This window comes from Stenotrophomonas acidaminiphila (assembly GCF_001431595.1).
In the GTDB taxonomy this organism is placed as follows: domain Bacteria; phylum Pseudomonadota; class Gammaproteobacteria; order Xanthomonadales; family Xanthomonadaceae; genus Stenotrophomonas; species Stenotrophomonas acidaminiphila.
On sequence record NZ_LDJO01000004.1, the window covers coordinates 1 to 21,464 of the forward strand.

The window sequence follows — 21,464 nt, forward strand, 5'->3', positions numbered from 1 at the left end:
ACGAGCCCGATCGAGTGAGTCCGGTGCCCCATGGGCTCGAACTCAACCACACCACCAACCAAACGGGAGGAACACCATGCACATTCGACCCCTTCTGGCCGGACTCCTGGTCGGCTCCTTGTTCAGCGGTTGTGCCCGTTCTACCGAGCCCACCTCCAACGACGCGGCGCCGCCGATGCCCAGTAAGGCGCTGACGTACGATTTCGACAGCGCACCGACAGGGCAGATGCCGCCGGGGTTTACCGCCGCGCTGACCGGTGCGGGCGCACCGGGCGAATGGCGTGTCCAGCAAGTGGACGACGCCCCTTCGGGCCGTCAGGTCCTGGCCCAGCTCAGCGACGATCGCACCAATGCCCGCTATCCGCATCTGGTGCGCGACGATGCGAGCGCCCGGGATGCTGATATTTCCGTGCGCTTCAAGACCCTCAGCGGCGCAGTGGACGCATCGGCGGGCATCGTCTTTCGCTACCAGGATCGTGGGAACTACTACGTCGTCCGTGCCAACGCCCTGGAGGACAACGTGGTGGCCTACAAGACGCAGAACGGCAAGCGCAGCAACATCGGGGTCAGCAGCAAGGGCGGCGCGTATGGCGTCGAGGCCGAAGTGCCGCATCAGCAATGGAATACGTTGCGCGTGATCGCGAACGGCCCGGTTTTCGAGGTGTTTCTCAACGGCCGCAAACTGTTCGAGACCGAGGACACGACCTTCACCGCCCCCGGCAAGATCGGCGTGTGGACCAAGGCCGATGCCGTCACGCAGTTCGATGACCTGAGCGTGACCTCGCTGGACAAGAGCGAGTGATGCGGACAGGCGGTGTGCCCGCACGACGCTGCGCCGCGACGGCGATGCCGTTCGCGCTCGTCGCCTCGCTGCCCGTGCATGCCGCCGGACCTCCGCTGATCACCGATGACCCTGGCACACCCGGCGACGGTCGCTGGGAAATCAACCTCCCGATCACCCTGGAACAAACGCGCAGCCAGCGGCTTTTCGAGGCCCCATTGTTCGACATCAACTATGGGCTCGGCGAGCGCACGCAACTCAAGTTCGAGGTGCCATGGTTGGTGCTCGACAGCCGCGACAACGGCACGACGGACGGGCTGGGCAAAGCCAAGATCGGCATCAAGCATCGCTTCCTGGACGAGGATCGCCATGGCCTGTCCCTGTCGATCTATCCGCAGCTTGAGTTCAATAACCCGACATCGTCGGACGAGCGCGGTCTGGTCGATGAGGGAGCGCGCTTCAAGCTGCCGGTCCAGATGGCGCGCTCGGCCGGGCCTTTCGAACTGTATCTGGAGCTGGGTTACGAGTTCGTCGAGGCCGACGAGGACGAATGGCTTTACGGTGTCGCGACCAGCTATCGCGTCAATGAGCAACTTGAACTGTTGGCCGAGGTGGCCGGGGTCGCCAGCCAGGACTTCGATGACGATGTGCTGGTCTTCAATATCGGCACGAAGATCGGCGTCAATGACCATCTCAACCTGCTGTTGTCCGCCGGACGCAGCTTCCGCGGATCGTCCAGTGGAGAACCGGAGTTGCTGGCCTACTGCGGGCTGCAGTTCCTTCTGTGATGGAGAGACTCGACATGACCCGAATGACTACCGCATTCCTGACAGGCATTGCCGCGATGGCGATCCTGATCGGCTGCTCCGAAGACAGCGGGGCGCCCCGGCCATCCGGAGAGGTCGTCATCTACACCTCCGTCGACGAGATCTTCGCGCGCCCCGTCGCCGAGCAGTTCGAGCAGGAAACGGGCATCCGCGTCAGACTCGTCCCGGACACGGAGGAAACCAAGAGCACGGGCCTGCTCAATCGGCTCATCGCCGAGAAGGATCGGCCGGTGGCCGATGTGTTCTGGAGCGGCGACCCGGTCCGCGCGGCGATCCTCAAGGACAAAGGGGTGTCCGCGGCCTATCGGCCGTCCACCGCAGCGGGGCTGCCGGCGCGCTATTCCGATCCCGAGCATCATTGGACCGGCTTTTCCGCCCGTGCGCGCGTGCTCATCTACAACACCCAGTTGGTCAGCGACGATCGCAAGCCGGCTTCGGTCATGGATTTGCTGGACGATCGCTTCAAGGACCGGGCGTGCATCGCCAATCCGCTGTTCGGTACCACCTCGATGCACGCCGCGGCATTGTTCTCCGTGCTGGGCGAGGCGGGCGCGAAGCAATTCTTCGATGGGTTCATCGCCAACGGCGGAAAGATCCTGTCCTCCAACGGCGAGGTGCGCCGGCGCACGGCGACCGGTGAGTGCGCGGTCGGGCTCACCGACACCGACGACTTCAATGTCGCCCGCATCGAGGGCAAGCCCGTGCGCGCGGTCTATCCGGACGCCACCGGCATGGGGACGCTGATCATCCCCAACAGCGCCGTGTTGATTGCGCGGGCGCCGCACGCCGATGCCGGCAAGCGGTTCATCGACTACCTGCTGCGCGAGGAAACCGAGCGGCGGCTGGCCGAAAGCGAGGCCGCCCAGATGCCGATCCGGCCGGGCGTGCCGGTTCCGCCGCATGTGGTGCCGCTGGCGCAACTCTCGCCGATGACCGTGGACTACGCACAGCTCGCCCCCTTGCAGGAATCGCTCTCGCGCGGCTACCTCAAGCAGTGGGTGGACCTCAACCTGCGATGATCTCGCCCCTGCGCCTTGAGCAGGACGGCCACTGGCGCAGTGCGGGGCTGGCGATCTGCTTCCTGCCCGTCTTCGCGGTGGTGACGATGTTGCTCGGCCGTGCGCTGCTGAGCGCATCCGGGGCCTGGCCCGATGCATCGTTCGTATCGGCGTTGGGCGGCAGTCTGCGCATGGCGCTGGCCGTGGGGGCGATCGCCCTGGGCCTCGGCCTGCCGACGGGCGTGATGGCGGCGCTCTATCGTTTTCCAGGTCGAACCTGGCTGCTCACGCTGGTCATGCTGCCTATCCTGGCGCCCTCGTTTCTCTGGGCCATTGGCTGGTCTGCGTTGGCGTCCCGTTGGAGTACGGCGACGGGCCTGTTGGAAGGCATACCGGGGTTGGTCCTCGCCCATGCCGGGGTCGCCACCCCGATCGTGGCGTTGACCACATTCGCTGCCGCCGGCAGCCTCACCGCATCACAGGTGGATGCAGTGCGCGTCAGCAACGGGGAGACGGCGGTGGTGTGGCATGCCGCCCGCCACGTGGCGCCGCCGGCGGCGCTTGCGACCGTGCTGGTCGCAGTGTTGATGCTTTCCGATCCCGGCCCGGGGATGATTTTCGGCGTGCGCACCGTCGCCGGAGACCTGCTCACCAGCTTTTCGTCCCAATACGATTTCCTGCTGGCCGCACGCCAGAGTCTTGGGTTGGCGGCCGTGGTGGTGGTGCTCACCGTCCCGATACTCGCCGTGGCGACACCGCGCCTAGCGGATGCGATCCTGGCCAGACAACTCCGACCGCTGCAGCCCGTGCCGCGGCGGCTGCCGGGCAGCATCGCAGCGGCAATGCTTGCGTTGGTGATCGTGGGCGGGTTGCTGGCGCCGCTGACCGGTCTGTTGCTGCCGCTGCGTCCGGGCGCCAGCCTGCAACTGGCGACCGAAACCCTGGCGCGAACCGGCATGGATACGCTTCTGTATGCCTTCGGTGCCGGAGTACTGGCGACTGCACTCGGATTCGCTGTCGCCCTCTGCGCCGGGCGCACGCCACGCCTGCGCATCGTGACGTTGGTGCTCGCGCTGGTCGTGCTGGTGCAACCGCCCGCGTTGCTCGCGCTGGGCGTCGTCGAACTCGCCGCATCCGCGCCCGCATCCGCCGATCCGGTGCTGCGCGGCCCGCTGGTCGTGTGCGTCACATTGGCGCTGCGTCTGTTTCCGCTCGCGGTGCTGCTCGGCCTGCGGGCCTGGGGCGGATTGGCCCCCTCCTGGGCGCAAGCCGCCGCCGTGCACGGCGTTCCGCTCTCCCGTTATCTGGGCCGCGTCGCCGCGCCCTTGCTGGCGCCCAGCGCGCTGGCCTCGGTGCTGCTGGTGGCATTGCTGGCCAGCGCCGACGTGAGCACCGTGCTGCTCCTGCACCCGCCCGGCCACCCCTCGCTGCCACTGACCATCTTCACCGTCATGGCCAATGCCCCGGAGGCCTGGACCGCAGCGCTGTGCCTGATCTACGTCCTGGCCGTGATGGCGGTGCTGGGGATGGTGCGATTCGGCCTTGGCAGGTGGTCACGATGAACCCAGCGGCGTTCCGCCTCGAAGGGATCGGCAAGGTCTTCGACGACCATGCCGTGCTGGCCGATGTCTCGTTGGATTTCGAGTTCGGGCAGCACACCGCCATCGTCGGCCCTTCCGGCTGCGGCAAGACCACGCTGCTGCGCTTGCTGGCGGGCCTGGATGCGCCGACGGCCGGCAAGGTGCTCCTCGGCGGCCAGCTCCTGTCCGCCCCCGGTCGCATCCTGGTACCAGCGCATTCCCGCCGCATCGGCCTGGTATTCCAGGACCTGGCACTGTGGCCGAATCTGAGCGCTCTGGATAACGTGCTGCTCGGACTACCGGGCTTGAGGCGTGCGCGATCAGGCGCCCGGGCCCAGGCGCTCGATGCACTGGAGCGCTGCGGAATCCAAGATCTGGCCAACGCCCGGCCTGGCCGCTTGTCCGGCGGCCAGCAGCAGCGGGTCGCGATCGCCCGCGCCATTGCGGTGCGACCGCAGTTCCTGTTGCTGGATGAACCGTTTGCCGGATTGGATCTGGTGACGAAAGACGCGCTGTTCGGTCAGATCGCCGAGCTGTGCCGAGCCCTCGGGTCCACGGTCATCCTGGTCACGCACGATCCGGCGGAAGTCGCCCAGCTCTGCGAACGGGTCGTCGTGCTGGAACGCGGCCAGGTCGTCGAGGCCGGTCGCTTCGGGGAGTTGCTGCAGGCTCCCCAGTCCGCGCTTCTGCGCCGATTCAAGGCGCACCAACAGGCGTGACACTCGCAGTACGGCACGATCCCGATTGGGCCACCAACGGCCCTGCCGTACTGAAATTCCCGCCGCCGCACCCGACAAACAAGCTTCAGGCGGGATAAGCCACTATTATCCCGTGTGAAATTACATCAGCATTCTCCGCGATTGTGTAATTTGATTGGTATGTAATTACGTGGTATGTAATACATTACGAAATAATCAGAGGAGGCGGCCATGGCCCGCAGCGGGTTGTACAAGAGCGAGGTGCAGAAGGCTCGCGACGCCCTGCGGGCGCAGGGCAAACACCCGTCGGTGGACGCGGTGCGGGTGGCGCTGGGCAACACCGGCTCCAAGACCACGATCCACCGCTACCTCAAGGAACTGGAGGAGGAAGAAGGGCAAGGCATCGGCGCCAAGGTCGCTGTCAGCGAGGCCCTGCAGGACCTGGTCGGCCGGCTGGCGGCGCGCCTGCATGAGGAGGCCGAGGCGGTGGTGGCCGAAGCACAGCAGCGCTTTGCCGCGCAGTTGCAGGAGCACAGCGAGGCGCTGGAACAGGCGCGGCAGGAAGCGACCGCCTTGAGCAACCAACTGCAGCGCACCGAAGCCGCACTGCACGAGGAGCGGACCGCCCACGCTTCGGCCCAGCAGTCCTTGGCGGAGCGGATCACGGAAATCGCCCAGCTCAGCGAGCGCATCGCCGGCCTGACCGCCCGCGTGACCGAGCACGAAGCCCATGCGAAATCGCTGGAAGAGAAGCATGCCCACGCCCGTGAGGCGCTGGAGCACTACCGGACCTCGGTGAAGGAGCAGCGCGAGCAGGAACAACGCCGCCACGAGCACCAGGTGCAGGAACTGCAGGTGGCACTGCGCCAGGCCAACGAGGCCCTGATGGCAAAGAACCACGAGCTGCTGCAGCTCAACCGCGACAACAGCCAGTGGCTGGAGCGCCATGGACGCGTGGAGCGGGAATTGGCCGAAGCCCGCCGCGGCATCGAGGCGCAGCAGAAGGAACTGGATGTCTTGCGGTTGACGGCCGCGGAGCATCATGCGCTGCAGGGGCGCTGGGCTGAAGACGCACAAGCGCTGGAGGATGCGCGGGCTGAACTGGTCAACTCCCGTACGGAAGCGATAAAGGAAAGGGAGCGTCGCGAGCAGGCCGAAGCCGATGCCTTGCGTGCCGGCGTGCGCCTCGAAACACTGGAGCAGCTACTGGCACAGCTGAAACCCGATCAGGCCGCTGCCGACACGGCGTCAGGCGGAAAGGGCCGGGGGCGTGGGCAGCCCCGATAAGGGGCCATTTTTATCCGGCAACCATATGTTTTCAAAGAAGAAATTAGATTCTGCGAGTCATTTTTACACGTATGTCGGCTGAACCCCGTCTCGATTCAATGCACCTGGACGCCCAGCACGTTGAACACGGCCTCGGCCACGTCATCGATCGTGCCATGCGTCACCGCATCCACCGGCGAGCGACCGCCCAGGCCTTCGAGCGGTTCGGACAGCGCGCGGTAGATCGTCCAGTGGTCGATGCCCTCGACCTCCTGAAGCACGGTTTGGGTCAACTGCTGCTTCACCGGGTCGAGCTGCCAGTCGGGCAGCTTCTGGCCGCGCGGCCCCACGTTCAGCGCCAGCAGACGACGGGCGAGGATGTCCTTGTAGATTTGCTGGCGCGACTTGTCCGCCAGCTTGGCGAACTCGGCGGGCGGCAGGTTGTGCGGCTGGTTGAAGGCTTCCAGCAGCACGGCGCGGCCTCGCTGGACGTCGGTTTCAGTCGGTGCCCAACGCGTGTCGGCGCGCAACGTGGCCGCCTTGCGCTGCAAGGCCTGCGCTACCGTTTCACCTTCCAGGTTGGCGGGCAGCGTCACCGCCTCCACGCGCTCGTGGATGAACGCCTGCAACTCGGCCGCGAAAGCCGGGGCATCCCGGATTTCGACGGTATCGGCGAAGCGGCGCACATCCTCCACCGTGACGCGCGGCAGCCGGTCGGCAATGAATTCGATCGCAGTGGGCATGGTCAGCTCCCAGGTAGGTTTGAGACAGGGTTCACTATAGTCGCCTTTGTCGCTTTTGTCAACTTAGTCGCCTGAGTGGGAGCCTACCTGTGTGGTGTAGCGTCCCGGCAGCATAGGCCGGGGGCCAGCACCAGGTCGCCGTCCAATCCATTCGTGCGGGTTCCACATTGACGCTGGAGCCGCAGCCCAGGCCCCGCTATACCGAAACGGTTAAAGGCCAAAGGGTCGAAACGGCAAGGGAATGGGGTGCAAGGGGAAAGGCCCTACCTCGAAAAGGCCAAAAGGCCTCCCGCCCGGCCCACCATCAGGACATCGACATGCTCTCCCTGTTCCAGCGAAAACGGCCCCCGGTCGCTGCCGCGCCGTCGCCAGCCCCCGCCGTCGATCTCCCGAAAGGGCTGATGCGGCCGGAGTCGGCCGCATCGCTGCTGGCCACCCCGCGCCGGCAGAAGCTGATGGAGCACATCTGGCAGCGCACCTCGCTTTCGCGCCAGCAGTTCGCCACCCTGTACCGCACGCCACTGGAGCGCTACGCCGAGCTGGTCCAGGCTTTCCCGGCCTCCGAAGCGCACCACCACGCATACCTCGGCGGCATGCTCGACCATGGCCTGGAAATCGTCGCCTACAGCCTGAAGCTGCGGCAGTCCCATCTGCTGCCCATCGGGGCCAGCCCCGAAGACCAGGCGGCGCAGGCCGAAGCCTGGACTGCGGCCGTCGCCTATGCCGCCTTGCTCCATGACATCGGCAAGGTGGCGGTCGATCTGCATGTCGAACTGGCCGACGGCAGCGCCTGGCACCCGTGGCACGGCCCCCTGTGTCAGCCGTACCGCTTCCGCTACCGCGAGGATCGCGAGTACCGGCTCCATAGCGCCGCGACAGGCTTGCTCTACCGGCAACTGCTCGACCGCGATCTGCTGGACTGGCTCAGCGGCTATCCGTCCCTGTGGGCGCCGCTGCTCTACGTCTTGGCCGGACAGTACAAGCACGCCGGGGTGCTGGGCGAACTGGTCGTGCAAGCTGACCGCGCCTCCGTCGCTCAGGAATTGGGCGGCGATCCCGCGCGCGCCATGGCTGCACCCAAGCACTCGCTCCAACGCAAGCTGGTCAACGGGCTGCGCTACCTGCTCAAAGAAGAGCTGAAACTGAACCAGCCCGAAGCCTCCGATGGCTGGCTCACGGACGATGCGCTATGGCTGGTGAGCAAGACCGTTTCCGACAAGCTCCGCGCGCACCTGCTGTCCCAGGGCGTCGATGGCATCCCTGCGAACAACACCGCAGTGTTCAACGCGCTCCAAGACCACGGCATGTTGCAGCCGACGCCCGATGGCAAGGCGATCTGGCGCGCCACCGTAACCAGTGCCACCGGCTGGTCCCACTCGTTCACCCTGTTGCGACTTGCGCCGGCGCTCATTTGGGAGCCTGGCGAGCGGCCAACGTCGTTCGCCGGAACGGTGGCGATCGACACGACGCCGGCAGACAAAGATGCCGATGCCTCGGTGCCAACGCCAGCGATCGCGGCGATGCCCCCCTCCGAAGATCAGCAGCCCCCTCCCTGGGAGGACGCCGGCGGCGCTACCCCGGCTCACCCACCCGACGCCCGAGCCGCGCCCGATGTCATGGAAGACATGCTGGCGATGGTGGGAATGGATGATGATTTGCCTGTCGGTCGACTGGATGCAGAAGCCGTCTCGGGCGAGGTGCCTGCCACAGATCCTGAAACACCTGCGCCGCCCCTGGCCAAGCCTTTGCCTCCGTCACCAGCGCCTGCGCCGACGGCTGCGCAGCCGTCTGGCGAGCACTTCATGGCGTGGCTGCAAAATGGCATAACCTCGCGGCGTCTGATCATCAACGACGCAAAGGCCCTTGTACATACCGTCAGCGACACCGCTTACCTGGTCAGCCCAGGCGTGTTCCAGCGGTATGCGCAGGAGCACCCGCAGGTAGGTACGCTGGCCAGGCAGGAGAGCCAGCAGGATTGGCAGTGGGTTCAGAAGCGCTTCGAGAAGCTGGGTTTGCACCGAAAGCACTCCAATGGGCTGAACATTTGGACCTGCGAAGTCACCGGCCCGAGGAAAACGCGGCGCTTGCATGGCTATTTGCTCGAAGAGCCGTCTCGGCTGCTACATGACGTCCCTCCTAACAATCCCTACTTGTCCCTCCACCATTGAAAATGGTCTGCCAGCGCTGTTCCTGAAGGCATCTCGCCCAGGAGTGAAGCGCACGCCTCAAAGCCACCCGAAGAAATCACAGACTGCCTGCCGTTGTGCCAACGTGTCGCGCTCACCCAGCGCCATTACCTCCTGAGTGAAAGGAGCCTCGAACAACAGGTAGCTCGCCAGAGCGGAACCGCTCAGGTCACTGCTCGCGCTGGACGAACCCACGCCGCGCAACAGCGCGCGCACTGTTCGCGGCAGGTGCTTTTGGTGCCGAGCCGCGATGTCGTCAATGCGCTCGCTTGGCGCTATCACCAGCGCCTTCACCGACCGCAGTGAGGTGGCCAGGCGCTGCCCCAGCGTCATCATTTCCAGGGTACGGTTGACGCGCTCCATACGCTCGATGTCCACCGCGAGCGAATCGAGAAAGACATTCGACAGCACGTGCCCACCAACTTGAGCCAGTGTCGGATAACCGCCATCACGCACGATTCGCCCACGCGGTTCATGCAGCCGACCGACACCAACGATGAGCATACGCTGCGCACCGAGATGGATGGCCGGCGAGATCGGTGAGGTTTGCCGCATCGAGCCGTCGCCGTACCAGCCGGCGTGCTCCGCATGCTCGATACGCTGTGCTGGAAATACGAAGGGGATAGCCGCCGAAGCGAGCAGGTGTTCCAGCCCCAGTCGCATGGGTACGGCCAGCCGCTGCGATCGCTCGTAGCCCGTCATGTCGCCGGTGGCCTCAAAGAAAGTGAGGTGTTCGCCGCTGGTGTAGCTGGACGCGCCTAGCGCAAGCGCGTGCAGATGACGCTCGGCCAGCATGCGCGGTAGCAGTTCCAGCGGCGCCCAATGTCGCAGCAGCTCGGCCAAAGGTTCATTGTCCAGCAGCGAACGTGGCCCTTCTTTACGCCAGCGCGCCAACATCCAGCCTACCGAAATCGCGCTCAGCCACTGTGCGCCGCTGCGGGCAATACCAAGCGCATCGGTGCGATACACCTGATCAGCGCGAAAGTTTCGCCAAACTGCGGCGATTGTCTCCACGCCCGCATCAAAGGAGTCTGCTCGGCAGGCCAAAGCGGCGGCATTGATTGCACCTGCCGAAGTGCCGCAGAGAATACCAAATGGGTTGGGCGCCCCGTCGCCCAGACGTTCGCGGCGCAACTTCACCAGGCCCTGCAACACGCCAACTTGGTAGGCAGCGCGCGCGCCGCCTCCGGACAGGACCAGCGCCGTCTTTTCAACGCTAGTGACTGGCTTAATGTGTGCCATCGCAGGCCCCCGTGGACGCTGACTCACTCATAGACGAGCATGATGCTGGCGTAGTTGACCGACGGCGGGTTCGGCATGTCAGGCGTGGAAAACTCGGCACCGCGCCATGCCATCAGATATGTGACCGTCCATCGGCCCATCCCGTAACTGAAGCCTGGGCGCAACTCGCCAACCAGATGCTTGGAACCGACGTGGGAAGCGCCTCGGCGTAGCCGCCCGTCGATCACTTCGTTCGAGGCCAATATCTGACATCGACGCCTATAAAGCCGAAGTAGCGCGCCGCATTGGAGGCGCGCTGACAGGGAACACAGAACCGCCGCCGGAATAACGACGATGGCCCAAGCAACTCGGCGTTGGAGCAAATTCAGGGACATCAGCCTGAACGGATGGGAACCATCGCGTTCACCATGGAAGAGAGAGACGCAAGAACATGAAGTTCTCACCTGGGTTTGGCTTCTTGATGCCGGCATTCGAGAAATGCTGTACACGCAAGGAAACCTCATAGGCCTTTGCCGGCCCAAAGCGGTAGCCCACTGCCAGCACTTCCGTGAATTGGAAGGCCGTGCTGAATCGACGCTGCCCTGAGTTGTAGAGGCCGTCCGAGACGCTCCCTCCCAGGCCTGCCTCCAAGAACCAAGGAGATTGCGGCCCTGCAGGCTGGTAGCGCCAAGCCATCAGGGCTCCGAGCTGGGAATAGCCCCCTGTTGTGCCATCAGCATGGTGCGACCTCCAATGGCCACCCCATAGATCCCAATGCAGGGTCAGCGGACCCGCATCACGACTGATGCCCTTGAAGAGGCCAGAAGGCACCATCACGCCCACGTTCATTGCGTGCGTTGCGTCGCCTTGCAAAGATGTGGCTCCGGCCTGGACATACAGCTTCGCGTCGGCAAAGCGGCCCTGGGCCGCAGAAACAGCCGGCAGAGCACCTATAGCCAAGGCCAAGAGAATGCGCATACCGCGTCCGGCGGCTATGCCGGGATCCACCTCACCGTTGCATGCCCTCAATGTGGCCGACTTTCCTGCCGTGTATGGACAAGGCGTCATCTGGACAAGCGTCCTTTCTTCTCCTTGGTTGCGTGGGCCGCCGAATCATTGGTCGGTCTTGGAACCAGCCTTCAGGTCCTTCACGAACTGATAAAGATGCGGCAGGAATGAAGACAGAAGCGGGTTTTCCTTGTTTGCCAGGATTGCCCCGGCCAACAGCTTCAACCCGACCGCAAATGCCGCCGCGTCATCCTGGCTACTGAAGTCACCTCGGCTGCGAAGCCACGTCACGACGGAAATGATGTCGTCATGATTTCCGGCCTCAAATTGCAGAGGCTTGCGATCGCTGGGGATGCCATGCGAATCAGTCAACTGCTCCACAGTTACGCGATAACGGTATTGCCTCATTTATATGGCTCCTCATGCTGGACGAATGGCGCTATTCACCGATGCGGATCTTCGGCGTCACGGACATACCGACGCGCAAATTCGCGGCATCAGGCTGGTCGGGGTCGATGCGAATGCGCACGGGCAGGCGCTGGACGATCTTGGTGAAGTTACCCGTGGCGTTGTGCGGCGCGACGGCCGAGTAGCTGACGCCACTGGCCGGCCCCAGGCTCTCCACGGTTCCCTTCAGTACGGCACCGGGCAAGGCGTCCACCTTGATGTCCACAGATTGCCCTGGCTGCACACGCGCTAATTGCGTTTCGCGGAAATTGGCCGTGATGTAGACCGCGTCGAGCGGAATCACCGCCACCAACGGCTTGCCGGCATTCACGAATGCGCCGACGCGCACCGATTTCTGGCCAATCACGCCGTCGATGGGCGCCGTGATTTGGGTATAGGAGAGCTTCAACTCCGCTGCGGCCTGCGCCGCCTGCGCCTGGGAAAGTGCAGCCTTGGCCTTTTCAAGATCGGCTTTCAGGATGTCCGTCTGCTGCCGCGCCGCTTGCAGGCCCGCGCGATTCTTGTCCCGGCTGGCCAGCCGAATGGCCAACTGCGCCTCGGCCTGTTGCTGGGCTTGGATCGAGCCTGATCCGTCGGAGGCCAGATTCCGATAACGTCTTTGGTTGGCCTCGGCCAATTTGAGTTCTGCATCGTCCACCGCGACGGCCGCCTGCGCCTGACGTATCGCGGTTTCCTGCTGTGCCACGCGCGCGGCAAGCCCCGCGACGCTGGCCTCGGCAGCGGCGACTTGTGCCTTGGCCGCGTCCACCGCAACGATGAAATCCCTATCGTCGATCGCGGCGAGAAGATCGCCGGCCTTCACTGGCTGGTTTTCCTCGACCAGCACTTTGCCGATCACTCCCGACACCTGGGGGGCGACGAGGGTGAAGTCGGCCTGTACATAGGCGTCGTCCGTGGATTGGGTCGATGCGCTGGATTCGGGGCGATTCAGATAAATGACACAGCCCACTGCCACTGCGAGCAGTAGCAGGGCACTGGTGATCTTGGCTTTCTTCGGCATGGCCATGGTGGAACTATCCTTGGGACGACGATATGGATTGAGGGGCAGCGGGCTGCAAATCGGGGGCGGGAATGTAGGTCAGCCGCAATACGAAGGGGACCATCACCAACGCCAGAACGCCCAGCGCGCGATAGGCATCCGCGACCGATAGCACCAGTGCCTGCTGGCCGATGATTCCCATCAGTTGAGCGGGCTCCGGGACAAGCGGAACGGAGTTGCCTACGGACGCGGCGTGATCCAGCAGCATTTCCGCGTGGAACCGCTGTCTCACGGTCACGAGCTGCCCGACTACCGCGCCCCCGATCAGCGACCCCAGGGCGCGCAGCGTGTTGATGTTCCCCGACACATACGGGCCTTCGCTTGGGTGCACGACACTGGTACACAGGAACAGCAGCGAGACGACAGCCATGGGCTGGCCAAAGGCTTGCAGCGTCTGCGTCAGCACAAACTGGTCGCGGTTCCAGTCAGAAGTCAGTTGCGCGCCAAGGAAGCACGCCAGGGCGATCAGCAGCAAGCCGCCCGCGAACACAAATCGAGCATCGACCCATTTCCGGTACAGAAACAGCGCCACCACGGAACCCAGGACCAGTTGAGGCAGCGCGACGATCAGACCGATCGGTGCCATCTGAAGCGGTCGGTAGCTCTGGAGCGGCCCGAGAAAGGTCATCGGCAACATCACGCCGGAGGTCAGCACGACTAGAAGGCAGATGAACAAGGTGAAGCCCAGCGCCAGGTTGCGGCGGCTGAGCATCTGCAACTTGATGAACGGCGTCGGGTGATACCACTCCGTCAGCAGATAGGCCCCCAGCAGCGTCAGCCCAGCCACCAGCGAGACGACGATGAGGGGTGAATTGAACCAGTCCAGCCGCACGCCCTGATCCAAGGCGACGGTAATCAGGGCGAATGCGGGCACGCCGAAAGCCATACCGGGCCAGTTGGCCTGCGGGAAACGGTCTGTCTGGATGGGGTCTTTGGGCAGACCCCATCCGATCAGCAAGGCGGCAATCGCCGCGAGCGGAAGAATCTGCCAGTACACCCAGCGCCAATCGAACAGGCCATCCGTCCATTGCCCCGCCAGCCAGATCGAAAGGTTGGGCGCGAAGGTGGCCGTCAGTGCATACAGCGCCAATCCGTGCAGCCGGATGTGGGGCGGCAGGAACTTCAATGCCGCCATCATCAGCACGGGGATCATCGTGCCGCTGGCGATGCCTTGCAGGAAGCGCATGACCAGCAGCAGATCGAGGTCATGGATGAAGGGGATGCACACCGCCAACAAAGTGCATGCACCGATCATCCACAGCTCGAATCGGCGCACCGAGAGGGTGATGGCGAACCATGCCGAAAACGGCATGGCGATCACTTCGCCCGCGCTATAGACGGTGGTGAGCCAGGAGGCATCGTCCAAGCCGAAGCCCAGCGCGCCGCGCACGTCCGCCAGGGCCAATGCGCCCACGCGGTTGTTCAGGCCGGCCATCATGGCCGCGATGAGGATGCCGACCAGCCCCGCAATCGCCCGCTTCGGAGGGGCTGCCGCAGCGGCGGGTGCGGGCGGCGCCGCTGTCGGTTGCAACGCTGCGGCACTCATTGCTCAACCTTGGGTTGCGAGGTAGCCGACGACGCGATGGTCGTCAGGGGCGCATCGCCGCCGGCCTGCCGTTCGGATGTGAGTGCGTCGGGGTCCCAGCCGCCGCCCAGCGACTTGTAGAGATTGACCAGGGTGAGCGCAGCGTTGGTGGCGCTGGCATTGAGGCTGGTCTGGCTGGCAAGAACGCCACGCTGCGCGGCCAGAACATTCAGGTAGTCGGCAGCGCCTTCCTGATAGCCGCGCTCGGCAGCATGCAGCGCCTGCTTGTTCTGTTCATACGACACCAGCAGTTCGGTATGGCGGTTCTGCTGAGCTGCCCAGGCATCGAGAGCGTTGTCCACTTCATGCCAGGCTTGCAGCACCGTCTGCCGGTAGGCAATGGCGGCAGCTCTTTGCCGTGCCTCGTTCAGCGCCAGGCGCTGCTTCAGACGCCCGCCCTGAAAGATGGGAAGATAGACCGTCGGGCCGACGGAGAAGAACCGGGAATCCCAACTGTCGAGGTCGTTGAACTCGAAGGCTTCGACGCCGACCCTGCCTTTCAGGCCGATTCGCGGGTAGAAATCGGCTTTGGCAACGCCGATGGCTGCCGTCGCAGCATGGAGTTGAGCTTCGGCGCGCTGTATGTCCGGCCGCCTGTGCGCCAATTCGGAGGGCAGGCCCACCGGCACATTGGAAGGAAGCGACGGCAAGGGCATCGCTTCAAGCAACTGCGTATCGAGGGCGCGCGGCTGCTCCCCCAGCAGCAGTGCCAAGGCGTTCATCAGCGTGTTGCGGCGCTGGACCAGTTCGGGCACCAGCGCCTCGACCGTTGCCAGTTGCGCGCGCGCCGAAGCGGTTTCAAAACGTGTGGCGACACCATTGCGCTCACGGCTCTCGGCAAGGCGGAGGGTGCGATCGGCGACCTCCAAGTTCTGCCGGGTGATATCCAGTTGCGCTTGCGTACCGCGTAACTGGAGATAGGTGCGGGCCACCTCGGCGGACAAGGCCACCCGTGCCGCTTCGCGTTCATATACCGTGGCCTCGAAAGCGGCTGCGGCGCCTTCGCGCGATCGCCGCGCACGGCCCCATAGGTCAAGTTCCCAACTGGCGTCGAATCCCAACTGCCAGAAGTCGCTCGCGCTCGTCGGTGCGCCCAACGCGGCAAACTTGCCGTGCTCACTGATGGCCTCGCGGGAATAGCCCGCCGAAGCGCCCACGCTGGGCAGCAGCAGCGAGGAGGCAATCCCCAACTGCGCCCGGCTTTGCTCGATGCGCTCGGAAGCTATCTGCAGGTTCAGGTTGCCCGCCTGCGCACGGGCTTGCAGATCCGTCAGCACGCCATCGTTGAACAACGTCCACCATGAAGATGGGAAGTTCGCGGCGGATGTTTCCTGAGTCTGCGTGTAGTCCGCCCTGGGCGACAGTTGGACGGCTGCGAGCCTGTCGTCGGGTTTCACGAAGTCAGGACCAACCGCGCAGCCGACCAGTGAGATCGTGAAGAGCGCCGAGCCTGCTTGTCGCAGCAGTTGTGAGAGCAGCGGTTGTGACGTCATGAAGGCTCATCCAATATGCGATTAGTACCGAACCGCTCGGTTTACTATAGAGGCAAAAATTAGGCCACCAGCTCATAGGGGATTTCAGCAACTACTTAAGTGCAGCTACCCGTGAGATGGTTGGCTAAGTTGATTCGTACCGAGCGGTTTGGTACTATACCGAAATCAAGCCACCGTGTCAAAACTTCCAAACCAAGCAGACCAAGCAGATGCCACGCACCAACCAAGTCATGACCGCCCCGCCGCCGAGCAACGGCGAGCTGAACGCCAAGGCGCTCACCGTCCTGCGTGCAGCGCGCAACATCTTCCTGACCCATGGGTTCAGCGCGGCAACCACCGACATGATCCAGCGCGAGGCTGGCGTGTCCAAATCCACGGTGTATGCGCACTACGCGAACAAAGAAGCCCTCTTCACTGCGGTGATCGAGGCCGAATGTGCGGCATTCACGAAAACGGTGCATGGCATCGAATTCCACCCGGGAAAGCTGCGAGAGACGTTGACCCTGTTGGCCAAGGCCTACCTGGACATCGTGCTCTCACCTAGTGGACTGGCTGTCTTCCGCGTCGTGATTGGCGAAGCACCGCGTTTTCCCAAGCTCGCACGGACGTTCTACTTGGCCGGCCCGCAGGTCATGACGACGTTGGTTGCCGAGCAACTCTCCAAGGCGGCAGCATCCGGCGAGGTTGATCTTGGCGAGATCGGCCGCGAGACGGCCGCCAATCTGTTCATCAATCTAGTTCGGGGTGAGCCTCAGCTTCAGTGCCTGACTCATCCGGATGCCGCGCCTTCCTCGGCGCAGATCGACCAGTGGGCAAACGCAGCCGTGGTGACATTCATGCGTGCCTACGGCCGCGGTGAGGAAGCGACCAGTAAACGTTCCCGATCATGATGCCGAATGGGTCAACCGAAACGGGAAAAGCAAGCGATGCCCTTCGGGTGATGGAGCTTTCTACAGCCATCACGCGGCTTTCCACAGCCAGAAATCAAGTGCTGAATCGCGTAGCTGCTCCGTTTGGTTTGACCGCTGTGCAGGTCATGGCACTACACCATGTGTCGGCCACTCCGGCATCTACGCCTAGCACTTTGGCTCGTAGTCTGGAAGTCGATTCAGCCTCGGTGACGAGGCTGTTAGACCGCCTTGAGAAGAAGGGCATGATCCAGAGAGCGGCGCAGGAGCGTGTGGATCGCACGCATGACCGAAGAGTTATCGAAATTGTTCTGACTGAGCGTGGAAACAATGCAATACGTGAATTGAAATCGCATTGGCACTCCGCGCTCTCGCAACTGATGGAGGCGTTCAAACAAAGCGAAATACATGGCTTGTTGCGCTTGCCGGAACTGTGCAACCAGGACGCCCTTCATCTCGCCCTCGATTGCAAACCGTTGTCTGTCACAGAACCACGGCCGTGAAACGGAAATCGGGGGCACTTCATGGAGCTACGTCACCTTCGCTGCTTTGTCGCCCTCGCCGAAGAACTGCATTTCACCCGAGCCGCCGAGCGCCTGCATATCGAGCAGCCACCTTTATCCCGGGCCATCAAGGAACTGGAGGATGAGCTGGGCGTCTTGCTCTTCGACCGGGACCGTAGAGGAACCCGGCTGACCGCAGCAGGTACCGCGTTCCTGCAAGACACTCGCCGACTATTCGCCGTCCTGGAACAAGCACGAGAGAATGCCAAGGCCGTCGCAGCGGGTTCGCGAGGCAGCCTGCGCATCGCAGTGTCCGATGGCGCGATCGATCCTTGGCTATCGGATTTTCTCGCCAGTTGCCGCGCTGAAGAGCCAGACATCGAGATCCGCTTGTCCGAGGTGCCGTTGGCCGAGCAGTTGCGCGGCCTGCGTGCCGGCGACTTCACCATCGGGTTCGCGCACACGGCCGAAGTCGGCGACGACATCGTTGCCGAGCCGATCTGGCAAGACCCGCTGGTGATCGCCGTACCAGTCAGGCATGAGCTGCTCGTCCACAAGGCAGTCCCGCTCCATGAACTCGGCGGCCACCCACTCGTACTGTGCGATCCACAGGTATGCGAAGGTTACTGTCGTGAACTGGCTCGGCTTCTACGGCTTCTGGAACGCGAACCGAATGTGGTCGAACACGTCTCCTCGCTGGAGATGATGCTTACCCTGGTCAGCGCGGGTTTTGGTGTCGGTTTCACGACAGCGACCAGGGTTGCCATCAGTTCACGACCAGATGTGCTTACCCGCCCTCTGGCGGTGGATTCCGCAGTAATCACAACCTATCTGCTCCGGCTCGGCGGCGGCGACGCACCGGCTTCGCTGGAGCGATTCATCGTTCGTCTGCGCGATCTCGTCCGCCTACGTGACAGTCTGGGTAGCTGACAGCGCCATCATCGACGGTCACCCTCAAGAATTGGTGTTGCCGCCGGTGCCAAGGTAGCGCTCCGTTGCAGCCATCAATTCAGCAGCGCTTATTCCGAGCGCCATGGCAATTTTCAATATGAGAGGAAGCGTGGGCACGTGCTCCCCGCGCTCAATCTTGCCCATGTGCGAGCGCGAGATGCCTGCTCTAGATGCAAACTCGTCTTGAGCGATGCTTTGAGCGACGCGCGCAGCGCGCACGGCCTGCCCAAAGGCTAACGCTGGCTCGGATTCATATGTCGATGTGCCAGAGGGGCGGCCTGGCTGAATAGTGGGCTTCTGCATTAGCAGAAGCGTCGAACAATCTTCCGAAATTAACCACGTTAAAGTTATAGACGTTAAAGTTCTCTCTTAACTATCATGTCGGCTTGTTCTCGACCTGCTTAGCCGCCTTTGCGGCGCCATCATGTTCAACGCCACCGGCCAGTTCTCCCGTCTCAGGCTTGCCATAGCGCCAGGCGTACCGTCGTCAAAGCTCTCGGCACTGCTGGCGCTGCAACGCGCGGAAGAGCCGGATGTCACCCTCGCATTCTTCGAGGTTTCAGATGAAGATCTGCGTGAGGGACTCCATGAGAGCCGCTACGACGCAGGGCTATCGGTTCAGGCATCGAACGACGCAGCCTTGAAAATCCAGCCGTTGTGGATCGAAGACATGGCCGTTGCCGTGCCTCCACGGTTCCCTTTGCTTGACCAGGCGACACTCACGATCGCCGATCTGTTGGACTACTCGCTGTATCGCTGGCAGGCGGAAATCTGCTCCAAGTTGGATGAGCAGCTTTCCAACCTCCTGCCGACCGGTCGGCAGAACATCCAGTACGTGACTTCATTTGGCCTTTTGGCCACGTGGGTCGCGGCCGGCTATGGCGTGGGAGTGTCCGCGCAATCGCGCATCGCGCATGCCCATAGATGGGGGATCACGATGCGGCCGCTCATCGATGGCCCCTACGAGATCGTGACGTATTTGCAGCGTCCCCAGGAAGAAACCAGTTCAGTTGTGGACCGGTTCGAGCGTAGAGCGCTGCAAGTTGCCAGGACGGGGGCTGCATAGTTGACGTCCCCTATGGCCGGGGTAACAACCCCGACCATAGGTTCCAGCGCGAAGTTAGGCCCCCTCTAACACCGCTGCGCTATCCACCAGCCGCCGGACGCTCAGCCGCACATCCTCGGGGATGGGCCGCATGGCAATGGCTCCGGGCACATCCTCATGACGCTGGTAGTCGCCCATGATGACCCGGATGATCGCGGGCACGTTGGTCGGCTTGACCGCATCGATAGCCGCACGATCACCCAGGTCGGGATGAGGCTGGGTCAGCATGCGGTACAGGTCCCACGAATCCGCGTGCGGGCACTGGTTCATGAGCATCTGGGCCAGCTTGTGCTTGAGCGGCACCAGTTGCCAGTCGGGAACCCGCTGCCCCCGGTTGCCCAGGCTGATGGACAGCAGCTTGCCGGCTTTCAGCTCGCGGTTGATCTGGTCCTTGGACTTCCCGGCCAGCTTGCCGAACAGCGGGACCGGCAGATTGTTCGGCGACTCGTAGATGGCCAGCATTTCCTCGCGCTCGCGCTGGATGGCGGACACTTCCGGCTCCGGGGCATGCACCGGAGGCGGCGGCACCTGCGACAGCCGCTGGAACGTGATTCCGCCGCTGTTGGGGGTCACGACGATGGGCGTGGCCACCACGGGCGGCACGCCGGGGACAGCGGGCTCGGCCGCCGTGGGGGCCACGCCCACCACTTCCTCCACTTCCGCCATCGCCGGCACCCCGTCGATGCGGATGGTCAGGTGCGCGCTCGCGGCTTCGACTTCGCCCTGTTCGAGCAGGTCGAGACGGTCGGCCCAGTCCTGCATCATGCGGCGCCGAGGCTCCACGTACTTGGCATGGTTGTAGGCCGAGCTGACCTTGTTCGGGTCGGAGTGCGAAAGCTGCGCGTCCACCCAAATCTTCGGGTAGCCGATCTCGTTGAGCGCGGTCGAGATGGTGCCGCGGATGCCGTGGCCGGTCAGGCGCCCCTCGTAGCCCATGAGCTGCACGGCCTTGTTGAGGGTGTTCTCGCTGATGCGCTTCTTGAGTTCGCTGCGATGCGACAGCAGGTACTTCTGCGCCGGCCGCATCACGCCCAGTAGATAGCGCACGATCTCGATGGCCTGCAGGGACAGGGGCACGATGTAGGGCGGCACGTCCTGCGGCCGCTTGCCGGCCTTGCGCATTTCGTCCTGGAGTTGCTTGACGACCTGCGGCGGGATGATCCACAAGCCGCGGTCGAGGTCGAATTGCTCAGGCTCAGCCAGGCGCAACTCGCCCGTGCGCACCCCCGTCAGGAACAGCAGCCGGACGCCAAGCTGGGTCTGCCAGCCCCGGGGGTTGTAGCGCCGGAGCTTCTGAAGGAACTCGGGCAGCTCGGGCAGGTGCAGATAGGGGTTGTGGGCCACCGGGGGCTTGGGCTCGGCCACCACGTCCAGGTCCGCGGCTGGGTTGACTTCCAGCCCCTCGGCGATGACCAGGGCATAGCGGAACATCTGGTTGAACCAGGTGCGGACCTTCTCGGCGGTGGTGAACGCCTTGCGTTTCTCGATCGCCGCCACGACGCCCACGAGCTGGGGCCGACGAATGTCGTAGATCGACATCTTCCCCAGGGTAGGCAGCACGTCCTTGTTGAAGATGCGCAGGATCTGCGAAAGCGTGCTCTGACGACCTTCCTTGAGTTCCTTGCGGCGATGCTCGACCCAGGCATCGAAGACGTTCTTGAAGGTGTATTCGCCCGCCAGCCTGGCTGCGTGCCGGCGCTGATCGCGTTCGATTTGAGGATCGATCCCCCTGGCGAGCAGGACCTGGGCCTTGTCCCGCTCCGCGCGGGCCTCGCGCAGGCTCAGGGCGGGATAGCTGCCCAGGGACATGCGCTTTTGCTTGCCCAGCCAGCAATAACGGAAGATCCACGACTTGCCGCCTGCGGCAGAGACCATCAGGCTCAGGCAGTCGTTGTCGTAGAGGGTGTAGCGTTTGCCGGCGGTCTTGGCCTGCCGGACGATCAGATCAGAGAGTGCCATTTCGAGGCTCCTAAGTGATGACTTAGGCCCTATGCTCGTCATGGTTCCCGCTCAGCCCCAGCAACTATCCGGAAGCCGTCTCACCCGTATTCCTGTGCCTAGATTGGCGCCTAAAAAAGGCTGGCTGTGGGTGGATTTCCGTGGC

Annotated in this window: 21 protein-coding genes; 11 read left to right on the forward strand and 10 right to left on the reverse strand. The window is 63.6% G+C overall.

Going from position 1 to position 21,464, the window contains the following annotated elements; all coding sequences use genetic code 11:
- Positions 1-76: 76 nt before the first annotated feature.
- The 6 genes from ABB33_RS00450 to ABB33_RS00475 all read left to right on the forward strand — a co-directional run bounded on the left by ABB33_RS00450 (position 77) and on the right by ABB33_RS00475 (position 6,171).
- Positions 77-802, forward strand: a complete 726-nt coding sequence (locus ABB33_RS00450) for a 3-keto-alpha-glucoside-1,2-lyase-like domain-containing protein (RefSeq protein WP_082594917.1) — start codon at positions 77-79, stop codon at positions 800-802.
- A gap of 44 nt (positions 803-846) precedes the next feature.
- A complete protein-coding gene (locus ABB33_RS00455; protein ID WP_056930775.1) occupies positions 847-1,569 on the forward strand; it encodes a transporter in 723 nt (240 codons plus the stop codon).
- 14 nt (positions 1,570-1,583) lie between these two features.
- Positions 1,584-2,627 carry an extracellular solute-binding protein gene (locus ABB33_RS00460; RefSeq protein ID WP_211260851.1) on the forward strand — a complete coding sequence of 348 codons (1,044 nt, stop codon included), beginning with the start codon at positions 1,584-1,586 and terminating at the stop codon, positions 2,625-2,627.
- A complete protein-coding gene (locus ABB33_RS00465) occupies positions 2,624-4,168 on the forward strand; it encodes an ABC transporter permease (RefSeq protein WP_056930777.1) in 1,545 nt (514 codons plus the stop codon). The genes ABB33_RS00460 and ABB33_RS00465 overlap by 4 nt, the downstream gene beginning before the upstream one ends.
- Positions 4,165-4,905, forward strand: a complete 741-nt coding sequence (locus ABB33_RS00470) for an ABC transporter ATP-binding protein (protein ID WP_056930778.1) — start codon at positions 4,165-4,167, stop codon at positions 4,903-4,905. The genes ABB33_RS00465 and ABB33_RS00470 overlap by 4 nt, the downstream gene beginning before the upstream one ends.
- A gap of 210 nt (positions 4,906-5,115) precedes the next feature.
- Complete coding sequence (locus ABB33_RS00475) at positions 5,116-6,171, forward strand: DNA-binding protein (RefSeq protein WP_056930779.1); 1,056 nt, start codon at positions 5,116-5,118, stop codon at positions 6,169-6,171.
- 95 nt (positions 6,172-6,266) lie between these two features.
- Here ABB33_RS00475 and ABB33_RS00480 read toward each other — a convergent pair whose 3' ends face one another.
- A complete protein-coding gene (locus tag ABB33_RS00480) occupies positions 6,267-6,893 on the reverse strand; it encodes a hypothetical protein (protein ID WP_033448759.1) in 627 nt (208 codons plus the stop codon).
- 317 nt (positions 6,894-7,210) lie between these two features.
- On the opposite strand from ABB33_RS00480, the gene mobH reads away from it, so the two are divergent.
- Positions 7,211-9,061 (forward strand): MobH family relaxase, encoded by a 1,851-nt coding sequence (gene mobH, locus ABB33_RS00485; RefSeq protein WP_033448757.1) that lies wholly within the window; start codon positions 7,211-7,213, stop codon positions 9,059-9,061.
- A gap of 57 nt (positions 9,062-9,118) precedes the next feature.
- Here the strand turns inward: mobH and ABB33_RS00490 are convergent, their stop codons facing one another.
- The 7 genes from ABB33_RS00490 to ABB33_RS00510 all read right to left on the reverse strand — a co-directional run bounded on the left by ABB33_RS00490 (position 9,119) and on the right by ABB33_RS00510 (position 15,893).
- Positions 9,119-10,321, reverse strand: a complete 1,203-nt coding sequence (locus tag ABB33_RS00490; protein ID WP_033448754.1) for a patatin-like phospholipase family protein — start codon at positions 10,319-10,321, stop codon at positions 9,119-9,121.
- Between the two features lie 23 nt (positions 10,322-10,344).
- The gene (locus ABB33_RS18740) at positions 10,345-10,563 is read right to left on the reverse strand and encodes a lipid A-modifier LpxR family protein (protein WP_158386243.1); all 219 of its coding nucleotides are present in this window, start codon (positions 10,561-10,563) and stop codon (positions 10,345-10,347) included.
- Positions 10,564-10,723: 160 nt separating this feature from the next.
- Positions 10,724-11,278 carry an acyloxyacyl hydrolase gene (locus tag ABB33_RS17985; protein WP_158386241.1) on the reverse strand — a complete coding sequence of 185 codons (555 nt, stop codon included), beginning with the start codon at positions 11,276-11,278 and terminating at the stop codon, positions 10,724-10,726.
- A gap of 135 nt (positions 11,279-11,413) precedes the next feature.
- Positions 11,414-11,716, reverse strand: coding sequence for a DUF3861 domain-containing protein (locus ABB33_RS00495; RefSeq protein WP_033448753.1), 303 nt, complete (start codon positions 11,714-11,716; stop codon positions 11,414-11,416).
- 31 nt (positions 11,717-11,747) lie between these two features.
- A complete protein-coding gene (locus tag ABB33_RS00500; protein ID WP_033448750.1) occupies positions 11,748-12,782 on the reverse strand; it encodes an HlyD family secretion protein in 1,035 nt (344 codons plus the stop codon).
- Between the two features lie 7 nt (positions 12,783-12,789).
- On the reverse strand, positions 12,790-14,361 hold the full coding sequence (locus ABB33_RS00505) for an MFS transporter (RefSeq protein ID WP_033448748.1): 1,572 nt from the start codon (positions 14,359-14,361) through the stop codon (positions 12,790-12,792).
- Positions 14,358-15,893, reverse strand: coding sequence for an efflux transporter outer membrane subunit (locus ABB33_RS00510; RefSeq protein WP_033448747.1), 1,536 nt, complete (start codon positions 15,891-15,893; stop codon positions 14,358-14,360). The genes ABB33_RS00505 and ABB33_RS00510 overlap by 4 nt, the downstream gene beginning before the upstream one ends.
- Before the next feature lie 230 nt (positions 15,894-16,123).
- Here ABB33_RS00510 and ABB33_RS00515 point away from each other — a divergent pair, with 230 nt between their 5' ends.
- From ABB33_RS00515 to ABB33_RS00525, 3 genes are read left to right on the forward strand one after another with little or no spacing between them, the layout of a single operon-like run.
- Entirely contained in the window at positions 16,124-16,783 is a 660-nt protein-coding gene (locus ABB33_RS00515; RefSeq protein ID WP_050450503.1) for a TetR/AcrR family transcriptional regulator, read from the forward strand.
- Positions 16,780-17,304 (forward strand): MarR family winged helix-turn-helix transcriptional regulator, encoded by a 525-nt coding sequence (locus ABB33_RS17990; RefSeq protein ID WP_060433537.1) that lies wholly within the window; start codon positions 16,780-16,782, stop codon positions 17,302-17,304. The genes ABB33_RS00515 and ABB33_RS17990 overlap by 4 nt, the downstream gene beginning before the upstream one ends.
- 21 nt (positions 17,305-17,325) lie before the next feature.
- Positions 17,326-18,234, forward strand: coding sequence for a LysR family transcriptional regulator (locus ABB33_RS00525; protein WP_033448743.1), 909 nt, complete (start codon positions 17,326-17,328; stop codon positions 18,232-18,234).
- A 24-nt stretch (positions 18,235-18,258) separates the two neighbouring features.
- Here the strand turns inward: ABB33_RS00525 and ABB33_RS17995 are convergent, their stop codons facing one another.
- Complete coding sequence (locus ABB33_RS17995) at positions 18,259-18,558, reverse strand: helix-turn-helix domain-containing protein (protein ID WP_060433536.1); 300 nt, start codon at positions 18,556-18,558, stop codon at positions 18,259-18,261.
- A gap of 121 nt (positions 18,559-18,679) precedes the next feature.
- Here ABB33_RS17995 and ABB33_RS00530 point away from each other — a divergent pair, with 121 nt between their 5' ends.
- The gene (locus tag ABB33_RS00530) at positions 18,680-19,321 is read left to right on the forward strand and encodes a substrate-binding domain-containing protein (RefSeq protein ID WP_033448741.1); all 642 of its coding nucleotides are present in this window, start codon (positions 18,680-18,682) and stop codon (positions 19,319-19,321) included.
- A 54-nt stretch (positions 19,322-19,375) separates the two neighbouring features.
- Here the strand turns inward: ABB33_RS00530 and ABB33_RS00535 are convergent, their stop codons facing one another.
- Positions 19,376-21,319, reverse strand: coding sequence for a tyrosine-type recombinase/integrase (locus tag ABB33_RS00535; protein WP_033448740.1), 1,944 nt, complete (start codon positions 21,317-21,319; stop codon positions 19,376-19,378).
- Between the last annotated feature and the right edge of the window lie 145 nt (positions 21,320-21,464).

Excerpts from the sequence above, each read along its gene's own strand:
- ABB33_RS00460 (WP_211260851.1), top strand. The coding sequence starts at position 1,584 with ATGACCCGAATGACTACCGCATTCCTGACAGGCATTGCCGCGATGGCG.
- ABB33_RS00530 (WP_033448741.1), top strand. The coding sequence starts at position 18,680 with ATGTTCAACGCCACCGGCCAGTTCTCCCGTCTCAGGCTTGCCATAGCG.
- ABB33_RS00465 (WP_056930777.1), top strand. The coding sequence starts at position 2,624 with ATGATCTCGCCCCTGCGCCTTGAGCAGGACGGCCACTGGCGCAGTGCG.
- ABB33_RS00510 (WP_033448747.1), bottom strand. The coding sequence starts at position 15,893 with ATGACGTCACAACCGCTGCTCTCACAACTGCTGCGACAAGCAGGCTCG.
- ABB33_RS00505 (WP_033448748.1), bottom strand. The coding sequence starts at position 14,361 with ATGAGTGCCGCAGCGTTGCAACCGACAGCGGCGCCGCCCGCACCCGCC.
- ABB33_RS00470 (WP_056930778.1), top strand. The coding sequence starts at position 4,165 with ATGAACCCAGCGGCGTTCCGCCTCGAAGGGATCGGCAAGGTCTTCGAC.
- ABB33_RS17995 (WP_060433536.1), bottom strand. The coding sequence starts at position 18,558 with ATGCAGAAGCCCACTATTCAGCCAGGCCGCCCCTCTGGCACATCGACA.
- ABB33_RS00455 (WP_056930775.1), top strand. The coding sequence starts at position 847 with ATGCCGTTCGCGCTCGTCGCCTCGCTGCCCGTGCATGCCGCCGGACCT.
- ABB33_RS17990 (WP_060433537.1), top strand. The coding sequence starts at position 16,780 with ATGATGCCGAATGGGTCAACCGAAACGGGAAAAGCAAGCGATGCCCTT.
- ABB33_RS00450 (WP_082594917.1), top strand. The coding sequence starts at position 77 with ATGCACATTCGACCCCTTCTGGCCGGACTCCTGGTCGGCTCCTTGTTC.
- ABB33_RS00490 (WP_033448754.1), bottom strand. The coding sequence starts at position 10,321 with ATGGCACACATTAAGCCAGTCACTAGCGTTGAAAAGACGGCGCTGGTC.
- ABB33_RS00475 (WP_056930779.1), top strand. The coding sequence starts at position 5,116 with ATGGCCCGCAGCGGGTTGTACAAGAGCGAGGTGCAGAAGGCTCGCGAC.
- ABB33_RS00480 (WP_033448759.1), bottom strand. The coding sequence starts at position 6,893 with ATGCCCACTGCGATCGAATTCATTGCCGACCGGCTGCCGCGCGTCACG.
- ABB33_RS00515 (WP_050450503.1), top strand. The coding sequence starts at position 16,124 with ATGACCGCCCCGCCGCCGAGCAACGGCGAGCTGAACGCCAAGGCGCTC.
- ABB33_RS00495 (WP_033448753.1), bottom strand. The coding sequence starts at position 11,716 with ATGAGGCAATACCGTTATCGCGTAACTGTGGAGCAGTTGACTGATTCG.
- ABB33_RS17985 (WP_158386241.1), bottom strand. The coding sequence starts at position 11,278 with ATGCGCATTCTCTTGGCCTTGGCTATAGGTGCTCTGCCGGCTGTTTCT.
- ABB33_RS00525 (WP_033448743.1), top strand. The coding sequence starts at position 17,326 with ATGGAGCTACGTCACCTTCGCTGCTTTGTCGCCCTCGCCGAAGAACTG.
- mobH (WP_033448757.1), top strand. The coding sequence starts at position 7,211 with ATGCTCTCCCTGTTCCAGCGAAAACGGCCCCCGGTCGCTGCCGCGCCG.
- ABB33_RS00500 (WP_033448750.1), bottom strand. The coding sequence starts at position 12,782 with ATGGCCATGCCGAAGAAAGCCAAGATCACCAGTGCCCTGCTACTGCTC.
- ABB33_RS00535 (WP_033448740.1), bottom strand. The coding sequence starts at position 21,319 with ATGGCACTCTCTGATCTGATCGTCCGGCAGGCCAAGACCGCCGGCAAA.